Source organism: Promicromonospora sp. NPDC057138 (assembly GCF_042670845.1).
Taxonomy (GTDB): Bacteria; Actinomycetota; Actinomycetes; order Actinomycetales; family Cellulomonadaceae; genus Promicromonospora.
Genome location: NZ_JBHUUX010000030.1, coordinates 42877 through 65943, shown reverse-complemented (window position 1 = coordinate 65943; position 23067 = coordinate 42877). Strand labels below are relative to the sequence as shown.

The 23067-nt window shown below is 72.2% G+C and carries 24 protein-coding genes, 1 tRNA gene and 1 other RNA gene; 11 read left to right on the top strand and 15 right to left on the bottom strand.

Features of this window, described 5'->3' with window-relative positions; genetic code table 11:
* Positions 1–60 precede the first annotated feature (60 nt).
* The 6 genes from ACFT2C_RS17075 to ACFT2C_RS17050 all read right to left on the bottom strand — a co-directional run bounded on the left by ACFT2C_RS17075 (position 61) and on the right by ACFT2C_RS17050 (position 5968).
* Positions 61–1215: an ABC transporter permease gene (locus ACFT2C_RS17075; RefSeq protein WP_377208258.1), complete on the bottom strand. Its 1155-nt coding sequence runs from the start codon at positions 1213–1215 to the stop codon at positions 61–63.
* On the bottom strand, positions 1212–2132 hold the full coding sequence (locus ACFT2C_RS17070; protein WP_377208257.1) for an ABC transporter ATP-binding protein: 921 nt from the start codon (positions 2130–2132) through the stop codon (positions 1212–1214). Before ACFT2C_RS17070 ends, ACFT2C_RS17075 begins: the two co-directional genes overlap by 4 nt.
* An 84-nt stretch (positions 2133–2216) precedes the next feature.
* Positions 2217–2927: a mobile mystery protein B gene (locus ACFT2C_RS17065; RefSeq protein WP_377208256.1), complete on the bottom strand. Its 711-nt coding sequence runs from the start codon at positions 2925–2927 to the stop codon at positions 2217–2219.
* Complete coding sequence (locus ACFT2C_RS17060) at positions 2924–3241, bottom strand: helix-turn-helix domain-containing protein (RefSeq protein WP_377208255.1); 318 nt, start codon at positions 3239–3241, stop codon at positions 2924–2926. The genes ACFT2C_RS17065 and ACFT2C_RS17060 overlap by 4 nt, the downstream gene beginning before the upstream one ends.
* 46 nt (positions 3242–3287) lie before the next feature.
* Positions 3288–4745, bottom strand: coding sequence for a serine hydrolase domain-containing protein (locus ACFT2C_RS17055; protein ID WP_377208254.1), 1458 nt, complete (start codon positions 4743–4745; stop codon positions 3288–3290).
* Between the two features lie 86 nt (positions 4746–4831).
* A complete protein-coding gene (locus tag ACFT2C_RS17050) occupies positions 4832–5968 on the bottom strand; it encodes a phosphotransferase enzyme family protein (RefSeq protein WP_377208253.1) in 1137 nt (378 codons plus the stop codon).
* A gap of 286 nt (positions 5969–6254) precedes the next feature.
* Here ACFT2C_RS17050 and ACFT2C_RS17045 point away from each other — a divergent pair, with 286 nt between their 5' ends.
* From ACFT2C_RS17045 to add, 3 genes are read left to right on the top strand one after another with little or no spacing between them, the layout of a single operon-like run.
* Positions 6255–7610, top strand: a complete 1356-nt coding sequence (locus ACFT2C_RS17045) for an aspartate aminotransferase family protein (protein ID WP_377208252.1) — start codon at positions 6255–6257, stop codon at positions 7608–7610.
* 17 nt (positions 7611–7627) lie between these two features.
* Positions 7628–9217 carry an amino acid permease gene (locus ACFT2C_RS17040; protein ID WP_377208251.1) on the top strand — a complete coding sequence of 530 codons (1590 nt, stop codon included), beginning with the start codon at positions 7628–7630 and terminating at the stop codon, positions 9215–9217.
* A 39-nt stretch (positions 9218–9256) separates the two neighbouring features.
* On the top strand, positions 9257–10222 hold the full coding sequence (add, locus tag ACFT2C_RS17035) for an adenosine deaminase (protein ID WP_377208250.1): 966 nt from the start codon (positions 9257–9259) through the stop codon (positions 10220–10222).
* Here add and ACFT2C_RS17030 read toward each other — a convergent pair.
* Genes ACFT2C_RS17030 through ACFT2C_RS17020 form a run of 3 tightly spaced genes read right to left on the bottom strand, consistent with a single transcriptional unit; the run spans position 10219 to position 11623 of the window.
* Positions 10219–10668 carry a GNAT family N-acetyltransferase gene (locus ACFT2C_RS17030; RefSeq protein WP_377208249.1) on the bottom strand — a complete coding sequence of 150 codons (450 nt, stop codon included), beginning with the start codon at positions 10666–10668 and terminating at the stop codon, positions 10219–10221. The two genes, add and ACFT2C_RS17030, sit on opposite strands and share 4 nt — an antisense overlap.
* 56 nt (positions 10669–10724) lie before the next feature.
* Positions 10725–11117, bottom strand: coding sequence for a VOC family protein (locus ACFT2C_RS17025; protein ID WP_377208248.1), 393 nt, complete (start codon positions 11115–11117; stop codon positions 10725–10727).
* A complete protein-coding gene (locus ACFT2C_RS17020; RefSeq protein ID WP_377208247.1) occupies positions 11114–11623 on the bottom strand; it encodes a MarR family winged helix-turn-helix transcriptional regulator in 510 nt (169 codons plus the stop codon). Before ACFT2C_RS17020 ends, ACFT2C_RS17025 begins: the two co-directional genes overlap by 4 nt.
* A 77-nt stretch (positions 11624–11700) precedes the next feature.
* Between ACFT2C_RS17020 and ACFT2C_RS17015 the strand changes: the two genes are divergently transcribed.
* Complete coding sequence (locus tag ACFT2C_RS17015) at positions 11701–11877, top strand: hypothetical protein (protein WP_377208246.1); 177 nt, start codon at positions 11701–11703, stop codon at positions 11875–11877.
* Between the two features lie 21 nt (positions 11878–11898).
* On the opposite strand, the gene ACFT2C_RS17010 is transcribed toward ACFT2C_RS17015, so the two are convergent.
* Positions 11899–12324, bottom strand: a complete 426-nt coding sequence (locus tag ACFT2C_RS17010) for an NUDIX domain-containing protein (RefSeq protein ID WP_377208245.1) — start codon at positions 12322–12324, stop codon at positions 11899–11901.
* Positions 12321–14954, bottom strand: a complete 2634-nt coding sequence (locus ACFT2C_RS17005; RefSeq protein ID WP_377208244.1) for a DNA polymerase III subunit gamma and tau — start codon at positions 14952–14954, stop codon at positions 12321–12323. The genes ACFT2C_RS17010 and ACFT2C_RS17005 overlap by 4 nt, the downstream gene beginning before the upstream one ends.
* 143 nt (positions 14955–15097) lie before the next feature.
* Here ACFT2C_RS17005 and ACFT2C_RS17000 point away from each other — a divergent pair, with 143 nt between their 5' ends.
* The 5 genes from ACFT2C_RS17000 to ACFT2C_RS16980 are packed head-to-tail and all read left to right on the top strand — an operon-like array spanning position 15098 to position 18164.
* Positions 15098–15664, top strand: a complete 567-nt coding sequence (locus ACFT2C_RS17000) for a TetR/AcrR family transcriptional regulator (RefSeq protein ID WP_377208243.1) — start codon at positions 15098–15100, stop codon at positions 15662–15664.
* Positions 15661–16419: an ABC transporter ATP-binding protein gene (locus ACFT2C_RS16995; protein WP_377208242.1), complete on the top strand. Its 759-nt coding sequence runs from the start codon at positions 15661–15663 to the stop codon at positions 16417–16419. The genes ACFT2C_RS17000 and ACFT2C_RS16995 overlap by 4 nt, the downstream gene beginning before the upstream one ends.
* Positions 16416–17210, top strand: coding sequence for an ABC transporter permease (locus tag ACFT2C_RS16990; protein WP_377208241.1), 795 nt, complete (start codon positions 16416–16418; stop codon positions 17208–17210). The genes ACFT2C_RS16995 and ACFT2C_RS16990 overlap by 4 nt, the downstream gene beginning before the upstream one ends.
* A gap of 28 nt (positions 17211–17238) precedes the next feature.
* Positions 17239–17445, top strand: coding sequence for an AbrB/MazE/SpoVT family DNA-binding domain-containing protein (locus ACFT2C_RS16985; RefSeq protein ID WP_377208240.1), 207 nt, complete (start codon positions 17239–17241; stop codon positions 17443–17445).
* The gene (locus tag ACFT2C_RS16980; RefSeq protein ID WP_377208239.1) at positions 17442–18164 is read left to right on the top strand and encodes a Fic family protein; all 723 of its coding nucleotides are present in this window, start codon (positions 17442–17444) and stop codon (positions 18162–18164) included. The genes ACFT2C_RS16985 and ACFT2C_RS16980 overlap by 4 nt, the downstream gene beginning before the upstream one ends.
* A 13-nt stretch (positions 18165–18177) precedes the next feature.
* On the opposite strand, the gene ACFT2C_RS16975 is transcribed toward ACFT2C_RS16980, so the two are convergent.
* The 4 genes from ACFT2C_RS16975 to ffs form a co-directional block, all read right to left on the bottom strand.
* Positions 18178–18834, bottom strand: coding sequence for a methionine ABC transporter permease (locus tag ACFT2C_RS16975; protein WP_377208238.1), 657 nt, complete (start codon positions 18832–18834; stop codon positions 18178–18180).
* A complete protein-coding gene (locus ACFT2C_RS16970; protein ID WP_377208237.1) occupies positions 18831–19895 on the bottom strand; it encodes a methionine ABC transporter ATP-binding protein in 1065 nt (354 codons plus the stop codon). The genes ACFT2C_RS16975 and ACFT2C_RS16970 overlap by 4 nt, the downstream gene beginning before the upstream one ends.
* The gene (locus tag ACFT2C_RS16965) at positions 19895–20782 is read right to left on the bottom strand and encodes a MetQ/NlpA family ABC transporter substrate-binding protein (RefSeq protein ID WP_377208236.1); all 888 of its coding nucleotides are present in this window, start codon (positions 20780–20782) and stop codon (positions 19895–19897) included. Before ACFT2C_RS16965 ends, ACFT2C_RS16970 begins: the two co-directional genes overlap by 1 nt.
* A 379-nt stretch (positions 20783–21161) precedes the next feature.
* Positions 21162–21258: signal recognition particle sRNA small type (gene ffs / locus ACFT2C_RS16960), an RNA gene on the bottom strand.
* A gap of 174 nt (positions 21259–21432) precedes the next feature.
* On the opposite strand from ffs, the gene ACFT2C_RS16955 reads away from it, so the two are divergent.
* Positions 21433–21517, top strand: a tRNA-Ser gene (locus tag ACFT2C_RS16955).
* A gap of 566 nt (positions 21518–22083) precedes the next feature.
* On the top strand, positions 22084–23040 hold the full coding sequence (locus ACFT2C_RS16950) for an endonuclease/exonuclease/phosphatase family protein (protein WP_377208235.1): 957 nt from the start codon (positions 22084–22086) through the stop codon (positions 23038–23040).
* Positions 23041–23067: the final 27 nt, after the last annotated feature.

The following is a 23067-nucleotide window of genomic DNA, read 5'->3' as shown; positions in this document are numbered from 1 at the left end:
TGAGCCTGCTGGTCGAGCGTGTCGAGACCAGGTCTCGACACGCTCGACCAGCGTGCCGCGTCAGGCGACCCGGGTGCCCTTCGGGAGCTCCCCCGTCGGGACCCGCAGGCGGTTCACCGCGATGACGACGCCGGCCGCGCCGAGCAGGAGGTCGAAACCGAGCCCCCACGGCCACACGAGCTGGTCGGTGACCTGCACCGGCTCCACCGGGGAGTCGGTCGAGACGGTGTTGCCGTCCATCACGTACCCGCTGCACCAGTCCTGCGGCCCGTCGTTGCCGGTCCGGGCGTACCGCACCCCGTACTGCAGCATCGCGAGCATGTTGCCGTCGTCGGCGAGCGACTCCGGGTCGCCGTTCAGCGGCTGCGCGTCGGCCACCACCACGAACGGGTTCGGGGCGAGCAGCCACCAGGTGCGCTCGCTGTGCCACACGTCGACCTCCCGGGTCTGCCACTGGCACTCGGGCGCCGTGGTCTCCTCCCAGGTGTACCCGGGCTCGACGTCCCACACGCGCACGCTCTCCGTTGTGGTCGTCACGGGCACGAGCAGGCCGAACAGGATCGGCAGGACCGCGCTGATCGCACCGATGGTCAGGTAGGTCAGCACCGCCGACCCCGACGTCTTGCCGACCAGCGCCGAGAAGCCCAGGCCGATGGCGCACACCACGCCGAGCACCAGCGCCAGCATGAGCACCGTGGTGAGCAGCGCGAGCCAGTTCACGCCGCCGCCGACCAGCGCCCACACCAGGAACGGGATGCTCGCCACGAGGAACGCGAGCGCCGCGATCCAGGCCGCGGCGAGCTTGCCGAGCACGATCTCGGCCGGCGACAGCAGCGTGACCTGCAGCGTCGCGAGCGTGCCCGCGTTCCGGTCGCCGTTGATCGCGCCCGACGACAGGGTCGGCGCCACCAGCAGCCCGAGGAACAGCACGAAGCCGACGACGATGCTGTAGACCGTGCCGCCGTACGACGCGTCAGGGGCGGACTGGTCGCCCGCGAGGATGCTGAACGCGCCGGTGGTCAGCAGGGTGATCAGGCCGACCATCAGGAACCAGACGATCAGCGCGGTCCTCCACCGCGTGGACCGCACGCGCTGGCGCAGCTCCAGCACCGCGACGGTGCGCAGGCCGTGCCAGGACAGGGACCAGGTGCCGCGCCCGGCGGGCACTCCGCCGTCGGACGGCGTGGCCGGGACGACTTCCACGTCGACGCTCATCGTCGCTCCTCCTCGAGGGCCAGGTAGACCTGCTCCAGCACGCCGCCCGCGGGGGCGAGGCTCGACACGTCGATGCCGGCCTCGATCGCGGACCGCAGCAGCGCCGCGGCGGCGGCGTCGCCGGTCAGCTCGACGAGCAGGCCGGGGCCATCGGCCTCCTTGCGGTAGGCCGGGCCGTTGTCGTCGAGCCAGGCCGCGAGCGCCTCGGGGTCCAGCCCGGTCAGGCGCCACTCGCGGGGCAGGTCGCCGTCGGCCACGGACTGGGTGGCGACCGTGCGCCCGCGGGAGATGAACACCGCGTCGTCGGCCATCTCGTCGAGCTCGGTGAGCACGTGCGAGGAGACCAGGATCGTCTTGCCCTCGGCCGCGAGGCGGCGCACGAGCACGCGCAGGTCCACGCGGGAGCGGGGGTCCAGGCCGGAGGCCGGCTCGTCGAGGAGCAGGACGTCGGGGTCGTGCACCAGGGCGCGGGCCAGGCCGAGCCGCTGCTTCTGGCCACGGGACAGGACGTGCGCGGGCTGGTCGGCGAGCTCGGACAGGTGCACGAGCTCCAGCAGCTCGCTCGCGCGGGCCCGGCCGGCTGCCGCGTCCATCCGGTACGCCGCGGCGACGGTGGTCAGCACCTCCCGGGCCGTCAGCGAGTCCCACGTGCCGAAGACGTCCGGCATCCAGCCGGTCCGCGAGCGCGCCACGTAGTTCTGCGTCACCGGGTCCGCCCCGGCGACGCGGATGCTGCCCGCGTCGGGCGTCAGCAGCCCGGCGAGCATGAGCAGGAGCGTCGTCTTTCCCGAGCCGTTTGGACCGATGAGCGCGGTGACCCGGCCCGGTTCGGCGACCAGGTCGACGTCGGCCACGGCGTGCACCGGCCCGAACGAACGCCGCACGCCCTGCGTGCGGATACCACCGTCTGGTGTCATGTCCGGGACACTAGCGCGCCAGGCCGCCCCGATCCGTCGGTCCTGGGGATGAACCTGCGTACGACCAGGGGATGACGCTGCAGGTCAGGGTGCGACGGCGAACGCGACGAGCTCGGAGAAGTCGTCCGTCGCCTCGGCGCGGCGCAGGCTGTCGATGTACTGCCGTCGGCGTTCAACGGCGTCGGACACCGAACGTCGGCTCCAGCCCAGCCTGGTCTGGTCGCCCGATGCAGCGAGGAGCAGTTCTGCATAGAGCCGCGCGACACGACCGTTTCCGTTGACGAACGGATGGATGGCGCCGATCCGCGCGTGCAGGCGAACGACCCGCTCGACGAGCGGGTACGTCTCGTACTCCCACCACGCTCGGGCGTCGTCCATGAGCGCCCGGGTCTGCGTCGCGATCTCGTGCGGCACGACGCCGATGTTCGTCTCGCGCACTCGGTACCTTCCGGCCCACGTCCACACCCGCCCGAATGCAGCCTCGTGAAATGCACGGAGCCGGAGGTCGTCGAGAAGCCATTCCGGACCGCCGTTCGCCTGGGTGTCCAGGACGTGGGCGATCAGCGCATGCGCCACACCCTGCTCCTCAAATGCTTCTACCTCGGCACGCGTCCCGACCTTGATGCCGGGCACCAACTGGGCGGCGTCGTCCGGTTCGACCGGCGTGGCGCCGTAGACGGCGGCGAGCGCGAGACTCGTCCCGGTCGACCGGTGCTGCCAACAGACGCCCGACGGGTCTGTCGTTCCTCTGCCGCATCCAGGATGTGTGCAGGACGACGTCGGCGCCCTCGTCACGAGGCGATCGCCAGGAAGTTGTCGCGAACGATCCGCTGCCGGTCCGGGTACACCGCCTGCAGCTCGAGCTCAGCGGCATTGGCGGACATCTCGGCGACCCGCTCGGCGAGAGACCACTCCGGGCTCGGGCTGAGGTCAGCCTGCAGCCCGAGGGCCGAGAGCAGCCGGAACCAGGTCGTGACAGCCGGGGTGTTCTCACCGGTGAGATAGCGCGCGATCGTGGAACGGCCGATCCCGGTCAAACGCACAAGGTCGGCCTGGGTCAGGCCGGTCTCGTTCATACGCTCACGAAGCACTGCTGCCGGATCGATCATGCACACTATGGTACCGAATTTGCGTCATTATCGCGGCGGGTGACCGTCAGGCCCGGCGCGCCTTGCCCGTCGTGTCGAGCAGGCCACGCTCGCCGAAGGCGACGTTCCGGTCGATCGTCACGGCCACCTCCTCGCCGGTGAACCGCAGCTCCAGGCGCCACTCGAAGGGCGTGCCGAGGAACACCATCCGGCCGCGGAGCGTCGACTCGTCGGTCCAGGCCGCTGCCGTCGCGACGTCGGCGGGGCTGCCGATGAGCGAGCAGGTCCCCGGGCTCCACTCCCCGTGCCCGAACCGCACGAAGTGGTCCAGCCCGCCGATCGTGAAGGCCACCTCGGTCCGGCCGTAGGCGTCGCGGCCCAGGGCGAGGGCGCTGACGTCGCGCTCGTTCGGCTCGAGCTCGAAGACCACGCCCGCCAGCGCCGCCTCGATCGGGCTCGACGCCGCGCCGGCCGGCGTCGGCAGCCGTGGCTCGAACGGGACCGCGGCGTCGGCCCGGTCGATTGCCGGCTCCGCGGCGACCTGACCGGCGACCCGGTCGACCCAGACGTCGTCGGGCAGCAGGGCGTCCCAGACCACGTCGAGCACCGACTGCAGGTCCGACAGGCCCGACGTGATGGCGATCACCAGGTCCTTCTCCGGCCAGACCACGATGTACTGCCCGAACGCGCCGTCGGCCCGGTAGGCGCCGCGCCGGCACTGCCAGAACTGGTAGCCGTAGCCCTGTTCCCACTCGGGCCAGCCGGACGGGCCGTTCGGGACCTGCTTCGCCGTCGCCGCCGCCACCCACTCCGCGGGGACGAGCTGCTCGCCCTCCCAGACGCCGCCCTGCAGGTAGAGCTGGCCGAACGCCGCCATCTCCTCGGTGGTGATCGACAGCCCGAACCCGCCCGTGTCGATGCCGTCCGGGTCCTGCTCCCACGCCGCGTGCGTGATGCCGAGCGGCGCCAGCAGGCGCGGCGTCAGGTAGTCGAGCAGCCGCTCCCCCGTGAGCCGGTGCAGGATCGCCGACAGCAGGTAGGTCGCGCCCGTGTTGTAGACGAAGTGTGTGCCCGGCTCGTGCTCCACGGGCTGCGCCAGGATCGCGCGGGCCCAGCCGGCGCCCGGCAGCGAGATCGTGCGGTCGATGCCCTCCATGGTCGAGGCGCTGTGGCCGGTCGTCATGGTCAGCAGGTCGCGCACGCGCATGGCGCGCAGGTGCCCGCTCGGCTCAGCGGGGGCGTCGTCCGGCAGGAGGTCGACGACGTGGTCGTCGAGAGTGAGGAGCCCCTCGTGGATCGCGATCCCGACCGCCGTCGACGTGAAGCTCTTGCTCACCGAGAACATCGTGTGCGGGCGGTCGGCGGTGTGCGGGTGCCACCAGCTCTCGGCGATCACCCGGCCGTGCCGCAGCACCAGCAGGCTGTGCACGTTCTCGAGCCCGTCCAGGTGGTCGACGAGGCGCCGCACCGCTGCGGGGTCGACCCCCTCGGCCGGCGGGGTGGAGCGGGGCAGGATCCGCGACATGCTGGAGCACGTCCTTTCGCTCGGCGACGCGACATTCTTGCCCACCCGGCGCGACACCGAAACCGGGGCCCGCCATGCGGTCACGGTCAGTCGAGCAGCCAGGTGGGGTTGCGGAGGTAGGACTCCGCCACGGCGAGCGTGCCGGGCACCTGTTCCGCCCAGAGCTCGGGCGGCAGGGCGTCGGCCCGGTGGGTGGTGGTCCAGCCGAGCATCTGCAGGCGCCGCACCATGGACAGCGCGCACCCGAGCTCGACGGCGTCCCGCGCGAGCGGGCGTACCGACGTGTACCCCGCCAGCCATTCCAGGGCCATCGTGGGCGCCTCGGGCGTGTGCTCGAGGAAGCTCAGCGCCGCCGCGAAGTCGTACTGGAACCACGTGTGGCCGCAGTCGTCGAAGTCGATGATGGTCAATGTCCCTCCGCCGTGCCCTGAGCTTGTCGAAGGGTCGATCATGATGTTCGACGGCCGCAGGTCCGCGTGCACCAGACCCCAGGCCGCTGCGTCGCGCGGCGCCTGCCCGACGGTCGCGAGCGCCGCGGCCTGGGCCCGGTCCAGCAGCTCGCGGTCGGCGCCGTCGACCGCGTCCTCCCAGCGTCCCCAGCGCGCCGTCGGGCCGAGCATGTCCTGGACGTCCCACGAGTGGCGTTCGAAGCCCTCCGGCGCGGCCCAGCGGAGCGCGTGCTCGTGCAGGCGGGCGTTGATCGCGCCGATCTCGCGGTAGTACGACGTCGGGTCGACGGCGTTCGCGCCGGGCTCGGCGTCGGCGAAGAGGTCCTCGAGGATCCGTCCCGCGACGTACCCATAAGCGACGCACCACCAGTCGGCGCCGGCCTCGTCCGCGAGGGCCGCGCAGAACGTGCCGTCCCCGGTCCGCAGCGCGGCGGGCACCTGGCAGACGCCGTCGGCGGCGAGCGCCGCCACCCAGGCGACCTCGGACTCGAACGCGGCGGTCCCCGCGAGGTACCCGGGCCGGGCGACCCGCACGACGGCGGCCGGCGCGCCGTCGGCGGTCACGAGGAAGGTCGCGTTCTCCGAGACGGTGATGAGGCGCATGGCGACGTCGGCGCCGCGCGCCCCGAACTGCCAGGACGCGGCCACGCCGTCGCGGAGCCAGCCGGGCGCCGGGTCCCCGGGGACCAGCGCGTCGAACGCGGCGAGCGACGCCGACGGCGGGGTGGGTGGCTGCGGGCCGGACGTGGACTGTGCCGCGGCGGTGGCGGGCATGTCGATGCTCCTCGGTGCGGGTCGGTGCACGGAGCGGAGGCGGGCGGCCGCTGCCATGGTGCGCCGTCGGGCGGCGTCAGACAAGGGACGCAACGGGAAATTCACGCAAGTCACCGGCGCGAAATAACTCGGGCCCGCAGGGGGGCGAACGGTTACCGGACCGACATCGCCAGGCTGTGCCGGCCGATACACACCGCCTCCAGGCTGGGACCGTCACGCGGACGGCCGGGCGGCCGTGGATCCCACCCGGGACCGAGGTGGGACGTGAGCGTGAGGAGCACTGCCCGTGGTTACCCGGTCGACGATCATGGACACCAACGCCTTCCGGCCCGGTGACCCCACCGGTGGCCTGCCGCCCCGGACCGCACGCCTGGTGGAGCGCCGGTCCGGCGTGCTCGGCTCCGCCTACCGCCTGTTCTACCGCGAGCCCGTGCACCTGGTGCGGGGCAGCGGCGCCCACGTCTTCGACGCCGACGGCAACGACTACCTCGACGTCTACAACAACGTGGCCTCGGTGGGGCACGCCCACCCCCGGGTCGTTGCCGCGATCGCGGAGCAGGCCGCGGCGCTGAACACGCACACGCGGTACCTGCACGAGCGGATAGTCGGCTACTCCGAGGCGCTGCTGGCCACCATGCCGGACGAGGTCGACCGGGTCATGTACCTCTGCACCGGTTCGGAGGCCAACGACCTGGCCGTCCGCGTGGCGCGGGCGTACACGGGCGGCACCGGCGTCATCGTCAGCGCGGAGGCCTATCACGGCAACACCGAGCTGGTGTCGGCGCTGTCCCCCGCCCTCGGCTCGGCGCAGAAGCTGGCGCCCGACATGCGCATGGTCCCGGCCCCGGACCCGTACCGGGCGCCCGTCCCCGCCGAGGACCTGGGCCGGTGGTTCGCCGACCAGGTCGCCCGGCAGGTGGCCGACCTGGAGCGGCACGGCGTGCGCCTGGCCGCGTTCCTCGCCGACTCGATCTTCTCGTCCGACGGCGTGTTCCCCGACCCGGCCGGCGCCGCCGGTTTCCTCGCGCCCGCCATCGAGGTGGTGCGCCGGGCCGGCGGGGTGTTCATCGCCGACGAGGTGCAGCCCGGCTTCGGCCGTACCGGAGACGCGATGTGGGGGTTCGCCCGCCACGGCGTCGTGCCCGAGCTCGTGACCCTCGGCAAGCCGATGGCCGCGGGCATCCCCGTCAGCGCGGTGGCCGCCCAGGCCGACGTGCTGGCCGCGTTCGGCGACCACCTTCCGTACTTCAACACCTACGGCGGCAACCCCGTGTCGATGGCGGCCGCGCACGCCGTGCTCGACGTGCTGCAGGAGGACAAGCTCCAGGAGCACGCCGCCGACGTCGGCGCGCGGATGCTCGCCGCCCTGCGCGGCGTCGCCGCGGACCACCCGCGGGTGGGCGACGTGCGCGGCGCAGGGCTCTACGTCGGCGTCGACATGGTGGCCGACCCCGAGACCAAGGCGCCCGACGTCGCCGCCGCGCTCGACGTCGTCGAGGCGCTCCGCGAGCGCCGGATCCTCACCTCGGTCTGCGGACCCGGCAACGTGCTCAAGCTGCGCCCGCCCCTCGTGTTCGACGACCAGGACCTCGACCGCCTGATCGACGGCTTCTCCGACGCGCTCACGGCGCTCGGCCACTGATTCACTGGAGGATCGGCATGACAACGACCGAAACGACGTCCGGCAGCGCCGGCGTCACCTATACCCAGGCCGACGGCCAGTACTTCGAGAAGCGGCAGCTCCGGCGCAGCGCGGGCTTCTGGGGCCTGTGGGGCATCGGGATCGCCGCGGTGATCTCCGGCCAGTTCTCCGGCTGGAACGTGGGCCTCGGCACCACGGGCTGGGTCCCGATGCTCGTCGCCATGGTCCTCGTGACGGTCATGTACTTCACGATGATCTTCTCGATCGGCGAGATGTCCGCCGCCATGCCGCACACCGGCGGCGCGTACTCGTTCGCGCGGGCCGCGATGGGGCCCTGGGGCGGGTTCGTCACCGGGTTCGCCGAGACCATCGAGTACGTGGTGACCACCGCCGTCGTCGTCTGGTTCTCCGGCGTCTACGCGGACTCCGCGCTGAGCGCCTTCACCGGCCAGTCGCTGCCGCAGTGGGTGTGGTGGATCGTGCTGTACGTGGCCTTCGTGGCGATCAACACGCTCGGGGCGAGCGTGGGTTTCCGGCTGGCCGTTGTGGTCGCCGTGATCTCGCTCGCGACGCTGGCGTTCTTCGCGGTGGCCGCCTTCGCGTTCGGGGCCGTCGACTTCTCCCGCCTCAACGACATCGCGCCGGCCGACGGCGGCACCGAGCTGATGCCGTTCGGGGCGATCGGCATCCTCTACGCTCTGCCGTTCGCCATCTGGTTCTTCCTCGGCATCGAGGAGCTGCCGCTCGCCGCCGAGGAGGCGCACAACCCCACCCGCGACATCCCCCGGGCCTCGGTGTGGGGCGTCGTCACGCTCGCGATCTTCGGGCTGGCCGTGCTGTTCCTCAACCCCGCGGTGACGGGCACCGCCGCCATCACCGTGTCGCCCGGTGACGGCGACGAGCCGCTGCTCGCCGGCTTCCGCGCGTTCCTCCCGGAGGGTACGGCCGGCGTGCTGGCCCTGCTCGCGCTGGTGGCGCTGCTCGCCTCGCTCCAGGGCATCCTGTTCGCGGCGGGGCGCAACATGTACTCGCTGTCCCGGGCCGGCTACTACCCCACGTTCCTGTCGCTCACCGGCGCCAAGCACAAGACGCCGTGGGTGGCGCTGGTGGCGACCTCGGTGATCGGCTTTGCGATCCTCACGCTGGTGCTCCTCGTCGTCCCGGCGATCAGCCCGGACGCGGCGGGGGCGGCATCGGGCGTAATCCTCTTCATCGCGGTGTTCGGCGCGGTGATCGCGTACGTCATGCAGATGGTGTCGTACGTGCTGCTGCGCCGTAAGTTCCCCGACGCCGTGCGCCCCTACCGGAGCCCGACCGGCGTCTGGGGTGCCGTGGTGGCCGGCGTGATCTCCGTGGCGGCGCTCCTCGGGATTCTGCTGAACAGCGCGTTCCAGGTGGCGGTGGTGACGTTCGTGGTCGTCTTCGTCGTGGGGCTGGCGCTGTTTGCGCTGGTGGGCCGTAAGCGCCTGGTGCTGTCGCCCGAGGAGGAGTACGCGATGTCCGGGGGCCTTTCGGCGGGGGCCGGCGTCGAGGCCGGCGGCGAGCCGGTCGCCGTCGCGGAGCCGGGGCCGGACGCCACCGAACCGCTGGAGAAGGCCGACGCCTGACCGACGTCCGACAGCGCGGGGCATGCCAGACTCCCTGGCATGCCCCGCGACCTGCGCGCGCTGCCCAAGGCGAACCTGCACCTGCACCTGACGGGTTCGATGCGGCCGTCGACCGCCGCCGAGCTGGCCGCGAACTACGGCCTGCCTGCGCTTCCCGCGGTGCCGATCGAGCCTGGCGTCGTCCATGGCTGGGACGCGTTCCAGGCGCGGTACGACACGGCCCGCGCCGCGGTGCGCTCGGCCGAGGACATCGCGCGCGTTGTCCGCGAGGCGGTGGAGCAGGATGCCGCCGACGGCGTCGGCTGGACCGAGCTGCAGGTGGACCCGACGTCGTACGCGGGATGGCTCGGGTCGCCGGAGGCCGTGGTCGAGGCCCTGCTCGACGCCGCGCGCGGCCTGCCGGCGGGCGTGGTCCTGGCGGCGAGCTGGGGCGCGGACCCGGAGCACGCGGAGCGCATCGCCGCGCTCGCGGTGAAGTACGCGCCGGACGGCGTGCTGGGCTTCGGGCTCTCCAACGACGAGCGGCGCGGCCGCGTCGGTGACTTCGTCCAAGCGTTCCGGCTGGTGGCCGACGCCGGGCTGGCCCGCGTGCCGCACGCCGGGTTCTACGAGGGCGCGTGGCACGTGCGCGAGTGCGTCGAGCTGCTGGGCGCCACGCGGATCGGGCACGGGCTGACCGCGCTCCAGGACCCGTCGGTGGTCGCGCTCCTCGCGGAGCGCCAGGTGCCGCTCGAGGTCTGCCCGACGTCGTACCCGCCGTTCGGCGTCGCGCCCGCCCTTACCGCGGTGCCGGCGCTGCTGGCTGGAGGCGTGCCCGTCGCCCTCGCGACCGACGACCCGCTGCTTTTCGGGACCGGGATGGTCGGGCAGTACGAGATCGTGCGCCAGGCCTGCTCCGACGCCGACCTCGCGACGATCGCCGCGACGTCGGTCCGGTCGTCACGTGCGCCGGCCAGCCTGCGGCGGCTGATGCTGGAGGGAATCCAGGGCTGGCTGGGTGGTTAGAGCAGCAGCTCCCCCACCACCTCGTCGAACAGGAGGTTCCCCGTCTTGCGGAAGCCGCAACGCAGGTAGAACTCCTCGGGTCCGTCGGAACCGGGAACCCACAGGACCGTGATGCGGTCGAGCCCGCGCCGCCGGGCCTCCTCGGCCACCTGCTCCACGGCGAACCTACCCACCCCGCGCTTACGCGCCTCGCGTGCCACGTTGAGGCGCCAGATCCCGGCCCGGAACTCCGGGATCTCCTCGTCAGGGTTCCAGTTCGCCATCACGAAGCCGACCACCTCGTCGCCGTCGAGGACGACCCGTGGCCAAGCGGTGGGATTGACGTAGGCCTCGGCGACCGACCAGGCGACCGGCGCCACAGGCTCCTCGTCGGGTACCTGAGGTGGCAGCCGGAGGGCCGCAAACAGGTTGTCCGTGGTGAGCTCGGCGAGCTGGAGGCTGGTCATGGACTGACTGTGCCACGAGCCACTGACACTGCGGCGGCGCTCTGCTTCGAGGCCGGTCAGCCCGCGACGATCTCGACCTCGTAGCCGTCGCCGTTCTCCAGGTAGGCCGCGTAGTGGTCGGGGCCGCCCGCGTGCGGGTGCCGGTCGGGGAACAGCAGCACCCAACCGTGCTCCGGCGCCGCCTCGACCAGCCGGTCCACCTCGTCGCGCGTGCCGCCGTGGAAGGCGAGGTGGTTGAGCCCGGGAGCGAGCCGGTCGTGGGCATCGGCGGTGAGCGCGGGGCTCTGCTCGACGACGACGTAGGTGCCGTCGAGAATCCAGCTCACGCCGGCGTCCCACCGCTGGTGCTCGGAGTAGCCGAGCGTGCTGAGGAGCCAGCCCCAGGACCGCTCCGCACGATCGAGGGACGGGACCCACAGCTCAACGTGGTGCAGGCGGCCGCGGGTCATGGAGCCGCCGCCGCGATGACCTGGGTGAGGCTGCGATGGAGCACCTTGAGCTCCTCGACGGACAGACCCAGGCGCGCCATGATCGCGGGCGGCACGAGCAACGCCTGCGCACGCAGGGCGCGGCCCTCCTCGGTGAGCTCCACGGCGAGCGCCCGCTCATCACGGGGGTCCCGACGCCGCGTCAGGTAGCCGATCGCCTCGAGCCGCTTGAGCAGCGGGGACAGCGTGCCCGGGTCGAGCCGGAGCAGCCCGCTGAGCTGCTTGACCGAGAGCGGGGACTCCTCCCAGAGGGCAAGCATGACCAGGTACTGCGGATGGGTGATGCCCATCGGTTCGAGCAGCGGCCGGTACAGCGCGATGACGCTGCGCGAGGCGACGGCGAGGGCGAAGCACACCTGGCGGTCGAGGGCCAGCAGGTCCTCGGGGTCGGGCGCGCCGCTGTCGGCAGCGAGCGATTCGGTCGGGGCGGACGACGGCGATGCGACGGCTCGGGGCGTGACAGTCATGCGGCTCCTCTCGGACGTTGACCAGACTATCAGTTTGTGTGCAAACTATTGGTACACCAAGAGAATCGAGGCTGGGCATGGTCAACAGCGACGGTCTGACCCTGGGCTACCGCATCAAGTGGCGGCTCACCTGGCTGCTCCTGCATGTGGCCGGACCTGCCGAGCAGTCGGACGACATGGATCCCCGGCGCCGGATGGAGCGCGAGCGCGCCGAGCGTGTGGCTCGGTATCGGGCGGAGCACGCCGAACACTGAGAGGCTCTCCCGGTTCAGCGCTCAGTGCCCGGCTGCGGCCAACAGGTCGCGGGACAACGGCGCGAGGGGATAGCTCGCGACCGGGTCCGCGGGGTCGATCCACACGAGCTCCTCGAGCTCGGCCCGGACCGCGATCTCCGTGCCGGGACGCAGCCGCACCCGGTAGGCGTGCGCATCGACGATGTGGTCGGGCTCGTTCGCGGCAGGCGCCCCGAACCGGCCGAGGCTCTCGATGTCGGCCGGGTCGAGCCGCAGCCCGACCTCCTCCTCGAACTCCCGCACCAGCGCCGCCAGGGGTTCCTCGCCCGGCTCGATCTTGCCGCCCACCTGCATGAACGCCTGCGTGCCCCGCTTGCGGACGAGCAGATGCCGCCCGTCGGAACGCTCCACGACGGCCGCGACGATCCGCAGGGTCGTGTTCGGGCCGATGACACTGCCGTCGTTCATGGCTGCTCCACGATCTCGTCGATCACCGTTCCCCCCAGCACCTGCACCACGAGCGGCACGCCGACCAGCCCGGCCGACGTGATGTCCGGATCATCGGCGGACGGCTCGTCGTAGAAGTCCGGCCCGTCATCCGACGCCGCCGCGGGCGCGCTCGCCGACCTGCTCGTCCGCGCCTCGACGGGCGCGGCGTTCGCTGCCCGTGCCCGCCGCTCGTTCGCCTGTCGCAGCGCCTCGCGCGCGCTGCCGGCCCCCGACATCGGGGCTCGTGCGGGAGCCGGTGCCTGATCCTCGTAGACCGGATCAGGCTCGGGCATGTCGTAGTCCGCCGGGGGCTCGGTCGCGCTGGCGCCCGAGAGCCATGCCTCGTCGGCCGCGCTTGCCGCGGCAGGCGGGCGGGCGGCAGGCCGAGAGGGCTCCGGGCGAACGGGCTCCGGACCAGCCGGCTCAGGCCGCGACGGCTCGGGACGCTCGGCAACCGCCACGCCCCCCTTGGCGAACGCGGGAGCAAAGCCGGTCTGCACGCCCGGACCGCTGCCGTTCGCAGCGCTCGCCGCGGCGCCTGCCATGGAGACGGCGTCGGCCGGGGCCGACGGGGACGCCATGGCCGTGGCACCACCCGGTGCAGGTACGTCCGGCCAGTCCGGTGTCGGCGCGGCGGCGGGTGCCGGCGCCTCGCGTCGCGGCTCGCCCGACGGCGCCGCCGAACCGGCACCACCACCCGACGGACCGCTACCCGCAGGACCGCCGCCGGAGGCGCCGCCACCGGACGTTCCGCCGCCCCCCGACGGGCCCTCGTCGAGGGTCGCCTCGACCCGGACGCGGATGCCGAGCGTCTGATAGACCGCCTCTTCCACGGCGCTCGTGTGCCGCGCGTTCGAGAACGTGCGGGCCAGGCCTGGGGCCGCGAAGCCGAGCTTCAGCGTGCCGCCCTCCAGTGCGGCGACCTGCGCGTTCGGACCGACGAGCGACCACGTCACGCGCGCAGCGGCCAGAGCGCCGAGCACCTCCGGCCAGCGACGCCGGACGGTCTCCGTCGTCACGCCGGACTCACTGCCCTCGCTCGCGGCCGGAGCCGCCGCCGACGCGGTGACCGGCTCGGGAGCCGTCGGTGCTGGTGCCGACGGCGCGGGAGCGGACTGCACAGGGGTGGCCGGTTCGGGAGCTGGCGGCGTGCGTGCCGGCTCGGGCTCCGGAGCTGCGGGCCCCGCCTCGGCGGGCGTCACGGGCGCCAGCGCGGGTTCCGCCGTCGGCTCGGACTCCTGTGCCGGGGCCGCCTGAGCGGGCTGCGGGGTCGGCGCAGGCTGACCGGGCTCCCCCCGCTTCTTGCGCGCGTCGAGCACCGCACGAGCGGCGGCGGGCCCGGCGAGGCCGGGCACCCCCGGATCCTCGGCCGGCCCGCGTCCCGGCACAGCCGCAGCCGCGGCACCCGCGCCGGATCCGGCCGGAACTCCGGACGCGACGATGCCGCCTCGTTCCAGGCGGTCGATGCGCGCGGCGAGCCCCGCGGCGCCGTCGTCTGCCCCCGGAAGGAGCAGGCGGGCGCACAGCAGCTCCAGGTGCAGCCGCGGCGACGTGGCGCCGGTCATCTCGGTGAGCGCGGCGTTCACGAGGTCCGCCGCCCGCGACAGCTCGGCCACGCCGAGCCGCCCGGCCTGGGTTCGCATGCGCTCCAGCTGGTCGGTGGGGATACCCCGCAGCACGGCGCTGGCGGCGTCGCCCGATACGCCGATGACTATGAGGTCGCGCAGGCGCTCCAGGACGTCCTCGACGAACCGGCGCGGCTCGTGGCCCGTCGCGATGATCTGGTCCACGACCCGGAAGATCGAGCCGCCGTCGCGCGCGGCGAGCGCGTCCACGACGTCGTCCAGCAAGGTCGCGTGGGTGAAGCCGAGCAGGCCCACCGCCAGGTCGTAGTCCACGACCCCTCCGGTAGCGCCGGCGATGAGCTGGTCCAGCACGGACAGCGAGTCGCGCACCGAGCCACCGCCCGCCCGGGTGACCAGCGGGAGCACGCCGCCGCTCACCTCGATCCCCTCGGCGCCGCAGAGGGACTCGAGGTACGGGGACAGCACGTCCGGCGGCACCAGCCGGAACGGGTAGTGGTGCGTGCGCGACCGGATGGTGCCGATCACCTTGTCCGGCTCCGTGGTCGCGAAGATGAACTTGATGTGCGGCGGCGGCTCTTCCACGATCTTCAGCAGCGCGTTGAAGCCCTGCGGCGTCACCATGTGCGCCTCGTCGAGGATGAAGATCTTGTACCGGTCGCGAGCGGGGGCGAACGTGGCACGCTCGCGCAGGTCACGCGCGTCGTCGACACCGTTGTGCGACGCCGCGTCGATCTCCACCACGTCGAGCGACCCGCTGCCGCCGCGCGCCAGCTCGACGCACGAGGGGCATTCCCCGCACGGGGTGTCGATCGGCGACTCGGGCGTGTTCTTCGCGCAGTTCAGCGTGCGCGCGAGGATACGGGCCGACGTCGTCTTGCCACAGCCCCGTGGACCGCTGAAGAGATAGGCGTGATTCACCCGCCCGCTGCGCAAGGCCTGCATGAGGGGGCCCGTGACGTGGTCCTGGCCGATCACCTCGGCGAACGTCTCGGGCCTGTAGCGGCGGTATAGGGCGGTGCTCACCCCCGCAACGATAGACGGCCTCACCGACACTCGGAGGACGGCCGTCCACAGCCCCACGATCCTGTGGCCCGCGCAGCACACCGCGTGAGCTTTCGCCGCATTCGCCCTTGCCGCGCAGAAATGTTAGCAACTAACATTTAGCTGTGCCCACACCCCGCACCCTCCGCACTCGGGCCCGCATCCTCGACGCCGCGCTCGGCCTGTTCGAGCGCCAGGGCTACGACGCCACCACCGTGAACCAGATAGCCGACGCCGCGGGCATCACCCCCATGACGTTCTTCCGGCACTTCCCCACCAAGGACGCCGTGCTGGTCACCGACCCGTACGACCCCCTCATCGCCGAGGCCGTCGGCGCCCAGCCGACCAACCTCCCGCCCCTCGAGCGCACCCGCCTCGGCCTGCTCGCCGCGCTCGGCGACATCACACCCACCGAGGACGCGACGGCGAGACGCCGCGTGGCGCTCGTCGCCCGGTCCGCCTCGCTGCGCGCCGCCGTATCGGTCGGCACCGAGGCCACCCAGAAGGCGATAGTCGACCGCCTGGTGGCCGACGACGTCGATCCCCTGGACGCCGCCATCGCCGTCTCCGCGTGCCTGGCCGCCACCACCACAGCCCTCCTGGCCTGGAGCTCCGCGCCCGACGACGTCACGCTCGCCGACCTCGTCCGCCGCGCCCTGGCGCAGCTCGCCCCGGCAGGAGCCACACCATGACCACGCCGACCCTCGGGCTCGACGACGTCTCGCACGCCTTCGGTGGCCGGGTCGCCCTCGACCACCTCACGCTCACGGTCCGGCCGGGCCGGGTCACGGCCCTGATCGGCCTCAACGGCGCGGGCAAGACGACGGCTCTGCGCGCGCTGGCCGGCCGCCTGCGCCCCACGCGAGGCATGGCCCAGGTCCTCGGGCATGACCCGGCTGACCTGCCCGCCGACGTCGCGGCGCGGTTCGGTCAGGCTGTCGAGGCCCCCTTGGTCTACCCCGAGCTGACTGTCACCGAGAACCTCTGGTGCGCCGCCCGGCTCCACGGCATGCCCAGGCGGGCCGCCGCGCCAGTGGCGAGCGCCGCCGTCGGACACATGGGGCTCGACCCATGGCGGCACGCACGGGCCCGAACCCTCTCAATGGGCAACCGTCAGCGCCTGGGGATCGCCTGCGCGACCCTCCATCGGCCGACCGCGCTGATCCTCGACGAGCCGACGAGCGCACTGGACCCGCAAGGAGTCGTCCTGGTTCGCGAGCTGGTCCGCGGCCTGGCCGACGCCGGCGCCGCGGTCCTCGTCTCGAGCCACCACCTCGACGAGGTCGCGCGCATCGCCGACGAGATCGTCGTCCTGCACGCCGGTCGCGACGTCGGCAGGCTGGAACCCGGCGGCACGGACCTGGAGCAGCGGTTCTTCGCCATGGTGCTCGACGCCGACACCCGCGAGGCCGACACGCGGGACGCCAACACGGAGGCCCAGGTATGAGCCCCGCGGCCGCGCTTCGCACCGCCCTGGCAATCGAAGCCCTCAAGCTCCGCCACTCCGTCGTCGCGCGCATCGCCACGATGCTGCTCGTCGTCCTCGTGCCGCTCGCGAGCGTAGGGGCGGTGGCGCTCGCCCGCTCGCCGAGGGCCGCCGGCCCGACGGCGGCCAAGCTCGTGGCCTATGCGACCGGCGACCTCGCCACGACGCACCTGATGGTGTGCGCTCAGGTCCTGTCCGTCGCCGCGCTGGCCGCCGGCGGGTTCTTCGTCGCGTGGTCGTTCGGGCGCGAGCTCGAGAGCGGGACCGCCGGCGCACTGTTCGGCCTCGCCGTGCCACGCGGCATGATCGCCCTAGCGAAGTGCCTCGTCACGCTTGCCTGGATAGGAGCGTGCGTGGTGGTCACCGTGGCCGTGACGCTCGCCGCCTCGGCGGTGGTCACCACAAGCTCCGGCGAGCCCTTCGACGGGGCATGGGCCGGCGTTGGGACCGCCCTGGCCGCGGGGCTGCTCGGCGGCGGCCTGGCGCTGCCCTTCGCGTGGGTGGCGACGGTCACGCACAGCCAGCTCGGCACCGTCGGCGGGCTGGTCGGCGTCGTCGCGCTGACCCAGATCGTGGTGCTGCTCGGCGGCGGGTCATGGTTCCCCTACGCCGCCCCGTCCCTGTGGACAGGCATGGGCGGATCGGACGCCGCAGCCGCGATCGGCCTGCCCAATCTGCTGCTCACGGCGGCGGTCGCCCCGCTCGCCGTCGCCGCCGTCGTGCAGACCTGGCGGCGCCTCACTGACGTCTAGGATTCGTACACAACGCTATCCTGTTCGTATGCGGAAGAAGATCGTCACCATCGGCAACTCGGCCGGCGTCACGATCAGCCCTGCCGATCTGCAGGAGCTGGGCCTCGGCGTCGGCGACCCCGTCGAGGTCACTGTGCGCGGCGGTGTCCTTGAGCTACGGGCCGTGAACAAGTACGAGGGCATGAACCTCGACGAGCTCTCCTCGATCCTGGAGAAGCGGCGGACCCGACGGTGACACTGGATCATGCGAAGTTCCACGAGGAGATCCAGGCCACCGGCATCTTCCAGCCGGACTACGCGGACGACGTTCTCGCGCGCCTCGCGTACAACTCTTCGGCTATCGAGGGCAACACGCTCACCCTTGCCGACACGATCACCCTTCTCGTCGACGAACTGACGCCCAGGGCCGGGACTCCGATACGCGAGCTCTACGAGGTGTCGAACCACCGCGGGGCGATCTCGCGAATCCTGCGCGCCGTGGCTGACGACGAGCCGCTGACCGCTCGGCTCGTCACCGAGCTGCACGGCCTACTCATGGACCATCTCGCACACGACCACGGGCAGTACAAGACGTCGAGCAACCGCATCACCGGCGCATCCTGGCGCCCGGCTGAACCGTCCCAGGTTCCGCAGCTCATGCGGGAGTGGGTCGACCAGACCGAGTGGCAGACCGCGAACCTCGAGGGCACAGCCCTCCTGGAGGCGGTCGCCAGGAGCCACATAGCGTTCGAACGGATCCACCCGTTCAGCGACGGCAACGGCCGGACCGGCCGCGCCCTCATCGCCTACCAGACGGTCCGCACATACGGCTTTCCGGCAATCGTCCGCGTGGACCAGCGATCCAGCTACATCTCGATGCTCGACGCCGAGGACGTCCCCGGGCTCGCCACGCTCCTGGCCACCAACCTCGCGGCGGAGGCCGACCGCTACGGAGTGCCGGCGTCCGGCGGCTGACCTGCCGGGCCCGTCACCGCCGCAGCGCCCGCCGCGCCAGGCCGTTCCCCAGCCACTGGACGGCCTGGACGATCAGCACGATGAGTACCACCACGACGGCGGTCACCGCCCAGTCGTACTGCCGGTAGCCCTGGACGATCGCGAAGTCGCCCAGCCCGCCCGCGCCCAGGTAGCCGCCGATCGCGGACATGTCGAGCACGCCCACGAACAGGAACGTGTAGCCCAGGATCAGGGGCGCGAGCGCCTCCGGGACCAGCACGGTCCGCACGATCCGGAAGGGCGAGGCGCCCATGGCCCGCGCCGCCTCGACCACGCCGGGGTCGATAGAGACGAGGTTCTGCTCCACGAGCCGCGCGAAGACGAACGTCGCCATGAAGCACATGGCGAACGTGAACGCCTCGATGCCGATCGTCGAGCCGATGACCGCCCGGGTCAGGGGCCCGAGCGCCACCAGGAAGATGATGAACGGTATGGGCCGCACCACGTTCACGGCGATGTTCAGCACCGCGAACACGGCCCGGTTGCCGAGCAGGTTCCCGGGCCGCGTCAGGTAGAGCCCGAGGCCGAGGGCGAGCCCGAGAAAGCCGCCCACGGCCAGGGTGATCAGCACCATGTACGCGGTCTCGGCGGCCGCTTCCCAGAGCAGCGGCGTCAGTGTGTCCCAGCTCATGCGGCTGCCCTCCCGTGGTCGTCCACCCAGGTCACGTCACGCAGCGCGGCCACGGCGGACTCCACCGCGGCCGGATCGCCGACGAGCTCGACGGTCAGCGACCCGTACGGCCGCTCCGCGACCTCGGTGATGCCGCCGAAGACGACGGTCCCGTCGACGCCGTGCTCGCGCAGCGTGCGCGTGAGCACCGCCGACGAGCCCGCCACCTCGTCCACGCCTACCGTCACGATGTGCCCGGCGTGCCGGGCCCGCAGGCGCTCCAGCACCTCGGGCGACGGCCGGTCGCGCAGCGCGGTGGCGACGAACCGCCGGGTGATGTCGTGGGCGGGCGCGCTGAACACCTGGTACGCCTCGCCCACCTCGACGACCCGCCCACGATCCATCACCGCCACGCGGTGACAGATCGAGCGCACCACGTCCATCTCGTGCGTGATCACGACGACCGTGACGCCGAGCTCGCGGTTGACGCGCTGCAGCAGGTCCAGCACGTCGCGCGTCGTCTCGGGGTCGAGGGCCGACGTCGCCTCGTCCGCCAGCAGGATGCGCGGGTTGGTGGCGAGCGCCCGGGCGATGCCGACGCGCTGCTTCTGCCCGCCCGACAGCGCGGACGGATGCACACCCGCCTTCTCCGACAGACCGACGAAGTCGAGCAGCTCGGCCACGCGCGCCTCGCGGCGGGACCGCGGCCAGCCGGCCACCTCGAGCGGGTAGGCGACGTTCCCCGCGACCGTCCGGGAGGCGAGCAGGTTGAACTGCTGGAACACCATCCCGATCCCGGCCCGCACGGGGCGCAGGCGGGCCTCGTTGAGGGCGCCGAGCGCGACGCCGTCGACGATCACGTCACCGCCCGTGGTGCGCTCCAGCGCATTGATCAGCCGGACCAGCGTGGACTTGCCGGCGCCCGACTGGCCGATCACGCCGAAGATCTCGCCCTCGCGGATGTCGAGGGTGACATCGGAGACGGCGCGCACCTCCGCCCCCTGGCCGCGGCCCGGGAACACCTTGGAAGCGCCCTCGAACCGCACGATGCTGCTGGTCACAGCGTCGGTCACGGCGGACATCAGGACGCGTCCGCCTCGATGCCGGCCAGGATGTCCTGCAGCTCGGCGGCCGAGTTGTCCTTGATGACGCCGGTGCCGCCCGACGCCTCCAGGACGCCCTTCTCGACCTCCGGGGAGTGGTAGATCTCGACGAGCTGCTGGAACACCTCGTTGTCCGCGTCCTCCGCGCGGGAGACCCACACGTTGATGTACGGCGCGGCGGCGTCGGAGTCCGGGTCGTCCGAGAAGATCGCGTCCTCGGAGGTCAGGTCGGCGTCGCCCACGAAATCGTTGTTGATGATCGAGGCGTCGACGTCCTGCAGGGCGAGCGCGGTCTGCGCGGCGTCGACCGGGGTCACGGTCACGCGCGACTCGTCCTCGAGCACGTCGGCGGGCGTGGAGAACGCGCTGCCGCCGTCGCGCAGGGAGACCAGGCCGGCCTCCTGCAGCACGAGCAGCGCGCGGGCCTGGTTGCTGTCGTCGTTGGGGATCGCGACCTCCCCGCCGTCGGGGATGTCCTCGACGCTGTCGTGCTTCTGGGAGTAGAGCCCCAGCGGGTAGACGGCGGTGGCCGCGATCGGCGTCAGGTCCTGCCCGGAGGCGGTGTTGTAGGTGGCGAGGAACTGCAGGTGCTGGAACTGGTTGAGGTCGAGGTCGCCGTCAGTCAGGCCCTGGTTGGGCAGCTGGTAGTCGCTGAAGTTCACGAGCTCGACGGAGATGCCCTCCTCCTCGGCCAGGTCGCTGAAGGTGGTCCAGTAGTCGTCGCCGGAGTTGACGACGCCGATGCGGACCGGGTCCTCGGCGGTGCCGGCGGCGGCCGTCGCGTCGTCCCCGGAACCGCAGGCGCTCAGCGCGAGGGTGGCGGCGACGGCGAGGCCGGTGGACAGGACGGCGGTGAAGCGAGACATGGGTAGTCCTCTCAGGGCGCACGGGCGTGGGTATGCCAGTGCTCAGGATGCGTGGGGTCGGCGTCAGGCGCAGGCCGGGGGTGGAGCGGCGGCGGGCCACGGCCATCAGCAACGTGGCGAGCTCGCGGGGAGTTCGGAACGGCCCTCAGCGGGCTGAGGGAAAGTGCGGCGCGCTCAGCGCTCGCACATTCGCCCGGCGCGCACGCGGCCGCTACACATCGCGTCGCGGCGGGTGCGCGACGTCGTGGCGGTGGTCCAGGTGCGGGTCATACGGACATCGTGCGGCACTGCACGACGTCGGGGCGAATCCCCTCGGGGCAAATCCCACGATGCGAACAAAATTCCGTCCACATGCTGGAGGGCCGCGGAAACGCAGGCAATAAGGGACCCCCCGCACACCCACCAGAGCTCACTTACCCTTGCTGCCTTCCGGCCCTGGGGGAGTTCGGCGAGGTGGTGCCGCACGAGGGGTCTACCAAGAGCCTAACCGATCCGGGCACCCCGGCCCAACCACGCCGAGCCCGCTGTACGCCACTTCACAGCACAGACCTCGGATTCCGATTCGTTGTCCGAGCACGGCGTCCGGTATCCTCGTCAGGCCGCGCCAGACTTCGGTCCAGTGGCCGCGCGCCCGCTGTGGCGGAGCGCGAGGAGGATTCGCCTAGTGGCCTATGGCGCACGCTTGGAAAGCGTGTTGGGTTAACGCCCTCGGGGGTTCGAATCCCCCATCCTCCGCAGTGTGATGACGCGAGACATCGTTCATAGATGTCTCGCGTCATCGTTCATATCAGGGACGTTCGTTTCGCGAGCCCGGCCATCGGCCGGGCTCTTGTTCGTCGGGGCTGTGGGGGCCAGGGCTGGCTTGGATGTCCGCTTCCAGAACACGCCTGGGCCTGGTTCTGGGCCCATAAGCATGCGTGATGGTGTTCCGGAAGCGGACCTTGCCCGCGGCGGCCGGTCGGTGCGGCTCGGCGCTGAACCGCAAGGTCGTGGTCCGTGTCCCGGGGCGAACCGTAGGTCGCGTGTCGATCCGGGCCCTGAGCGACGTGCTTCTTTCGGCTCGGCATGCGCGGCCAGCACCGGCTGCACCGACTGATCGCCCCGCAACCTGCGGATCGACGCCAGCCTGCGCGGCCAACCTGCAGGATCCTGGTCCGGGCCAGCGACACCACGTTCCTGGCCATGTGCTCGTCCACGAGCCTGCGCAGCCGGACAGACGTCGTCAGGTACTGGAGGCCTACCTCGCCGGCGCGTAGGCTCCCGCGCATGGCCGCTCCCAGTCTTTCGTGAGGCACCTCCGCATGATGCGTCATCACCCGATCGGCCGCGCTGCGGCGTCGCGCCCAGGCGCCTCTGCGGCCGGCGCCATCGGCGCGCTCAGCGCGTCGGCCGCCCTCGCAGGCCCTGCCGCGGCCCGGACAGCACTGTCGACGTCGGCCGGTGCGCCCGTGATCGGCCCCGCGCGCGGCGGGCTGGTGCACGCCATGAGCTTCAACATCCGCTACGACCAGGTGGGCCAGACGCACCCCGGCGAGCCCGACTACTGGCCGGAGCGCGCCCCGCTCACCACCGAGTTCCTGCGGCTGGAGCAGCCGACGATCCTGGGCGTCCAGGAGGTGCTGTTCCACCAGCTCTCCGCTGTGCAGGAAGGCCTGGGGCAGCACTACGAGATGGTCGGCTTCGGGCGCGAGGGCGGTGCGGGCGGCGAGTACTCCAGCATCTTCTACGACGCGCGCCGGCTGACTCTGAAGTGGTGGGACCAGTTCTGGCTGTCCGACACCCCGAAGCTCATCGGCTCCGCCACCTGGGGCAACACGGTGACCCGCATCGTCACGTGGGCGCAGTTCCAGGACTCCGCGACCGGCCGCGACTTCCTGCACATCAACTCGCACTTCGACCACCAGGCGGAGAACGCGCAGGTGCGCAGCGCGCTGGTCGTCCGCGACCAGATCGCCGAGGCCGGACTCCCCGTCGTCTTCACCGCCGACTGCAACGCGCCCGCCGAGGCCTCGGCACCGTACGACGTCCTGGTCACCGAGGGCGGCCTCCAGGACAGCTGGCTCGCCGCCGACCGGCAGCTCACGCCCCACGTGGACACGTTCCCCGACTACGGGACGCCCAGCCCGGACGGCACCAGGATCGACTGGATCCTGGCGACGCCGGGCATCGAGGTCCGCGCGGCGGCGATCAACACGTGGACCCGCGACGGCCGCTACCCGAGCGACCACACCCCGATCCAGGCGCTGCTGAAGATCTGAGGCCTGGCCAGGGCTGGTGGGCGAGCG

Bases quoted from the DNA above. Each gene is read 5' to 3' on its own strand.
- ACFT2C_RS16990 (WP_377208241.1), top strand. From the start codon at position 16,416: ATGAGCCCCGCGGCCGCGCTTCGCACCGCCCTGGCAATCGAAGCCCTC.
- ACFT2C_RS17040 (WP_377208251.1), top strand. From the start codon at position 7,628: ATGACAACGACCGAAACGACGTCCGGCAGCGCCGGCGTCACCTATACC.
- ACFT2C_RS16970 (WP_377208237.1), bottom strand. From the start codon at position 19,895: ATGTCCGCCGTGACCGACGCTGTGACCAGCAGCATCGTGCGGTTCGAG.
- ACFT2C_RS16975 (WP_377208238.1), bottom strand. From the start codon at position 18,834: ATGAGCTGGGACACACTGACGCCGCTGCTCTGGGAAGCGGCCGCCGAG.
- ACFT2C_RS17055 (WP_377208254.1), bottom strand. From the start codon at position 4,745: ATGTCGCGGATCCTGCCCCGCTCCACCCCGCCGGCCGAGGGGGTCGAC.
- ACFT2C_RS17050 (WP_377208253.1), bottom strand. From the start codon at position 5,968: ATGCCCGCCACCGCCGCGGCACAGTCCACGTCCGGCCCGCAGCCACCC.
- ACFT2C_RS17020 (WP_377208247.1), bottom strand. From the start codon at position 11,623: ATGACTGTCACGCCCCGAGCCGTCGCATCGCCGTCGTCCGCCCCGACC.
- ACFT2C_RS16965 (WP_377208236.1), bottom strand. From the start codon at position 20,782: ATGTCTCGCTTCACCGCCGTCCTGTCCACCGGCCTCGCCGTCGCCGCC.
- ACFT2C_RS17030 (WP_377208249.1), bottom strand. From the start codon at position 10,668: ATGACCAGCCTCCAGCTCGCCGAGCTCACCACGGACAACCTGTTTGCG.
- ACFT2C_RS16995 (WP_377208242.1), top strand. From the start codon at position 15,661: ATGACCACGCCGACCCTCGGGCTCGACGACGTCTCGCACGCCTTCGGT.
- ACFT2C_RS17070 (WP_377208257.1), bottom strand. From the start codon at position 2,132: ATGACACCAGACGGTGGTATCCGCACGCAGGGCGTGCGGCGTTCGTTC.
- ACFT2C_RS17015 (WP_377208246.1), top strand. From the start codon at position 11,701: ATGGTCAACAGCGACGGTCTGACCCTGGGCTACCGCATCAAGTGGCGG.
- ACFT2C_RS17025 (WP_377208248.1), bottom strand. From the start codon at position 11,117: ATGACCCGCGGCCGCCTGCACCACGTTGAGCTGTGGGTCCCGTCCCTC.
- ACFT2C_RS17010 (WP_377208245.1), bottom strand. From the start codon at position 12,324: ATGAACGACGGCAGTGTCATCGGCCCGAACACGACCCTGCGGATCGTC.
- ACFT2C_RS16985 (WP_377208240.1), top strand. From the start codon at position 17,239: ATGCGGAAGAAGATCGTCACCATCGGCAACTCGGCCGGCGTCACGATC.
- ACFT2C_RS17060 (WP_377208255.1), bottom strand. From the start codon at position 3,241: ATGATCGATCCGGCAGCAGTGCTTCGTGAGCGTATGAACGAGACCGGC.
- add (WP_377208250.1), top strand. From the start codon at position 9,257: ATGCCCCGCGACCTGCGCGCGCTGCCCAAGGCGAACCTGCACCTGCAC.
- ACFT2C_RS17075 (WP_377208258.1), bottom strand. From the start codon at position 1,215: ATGAGCGTCGACGTGGAAGTCGTCCCGGCCACGCCGTCCGACGGCGGA.
- ACFT2C_RS16950 (WP_377208235.1), top strand. From the start codon at position 22,084: ATGATGCGTCATCACCCGATCGGCCGCGCTGCGGCGTCGCGCCCAGGC.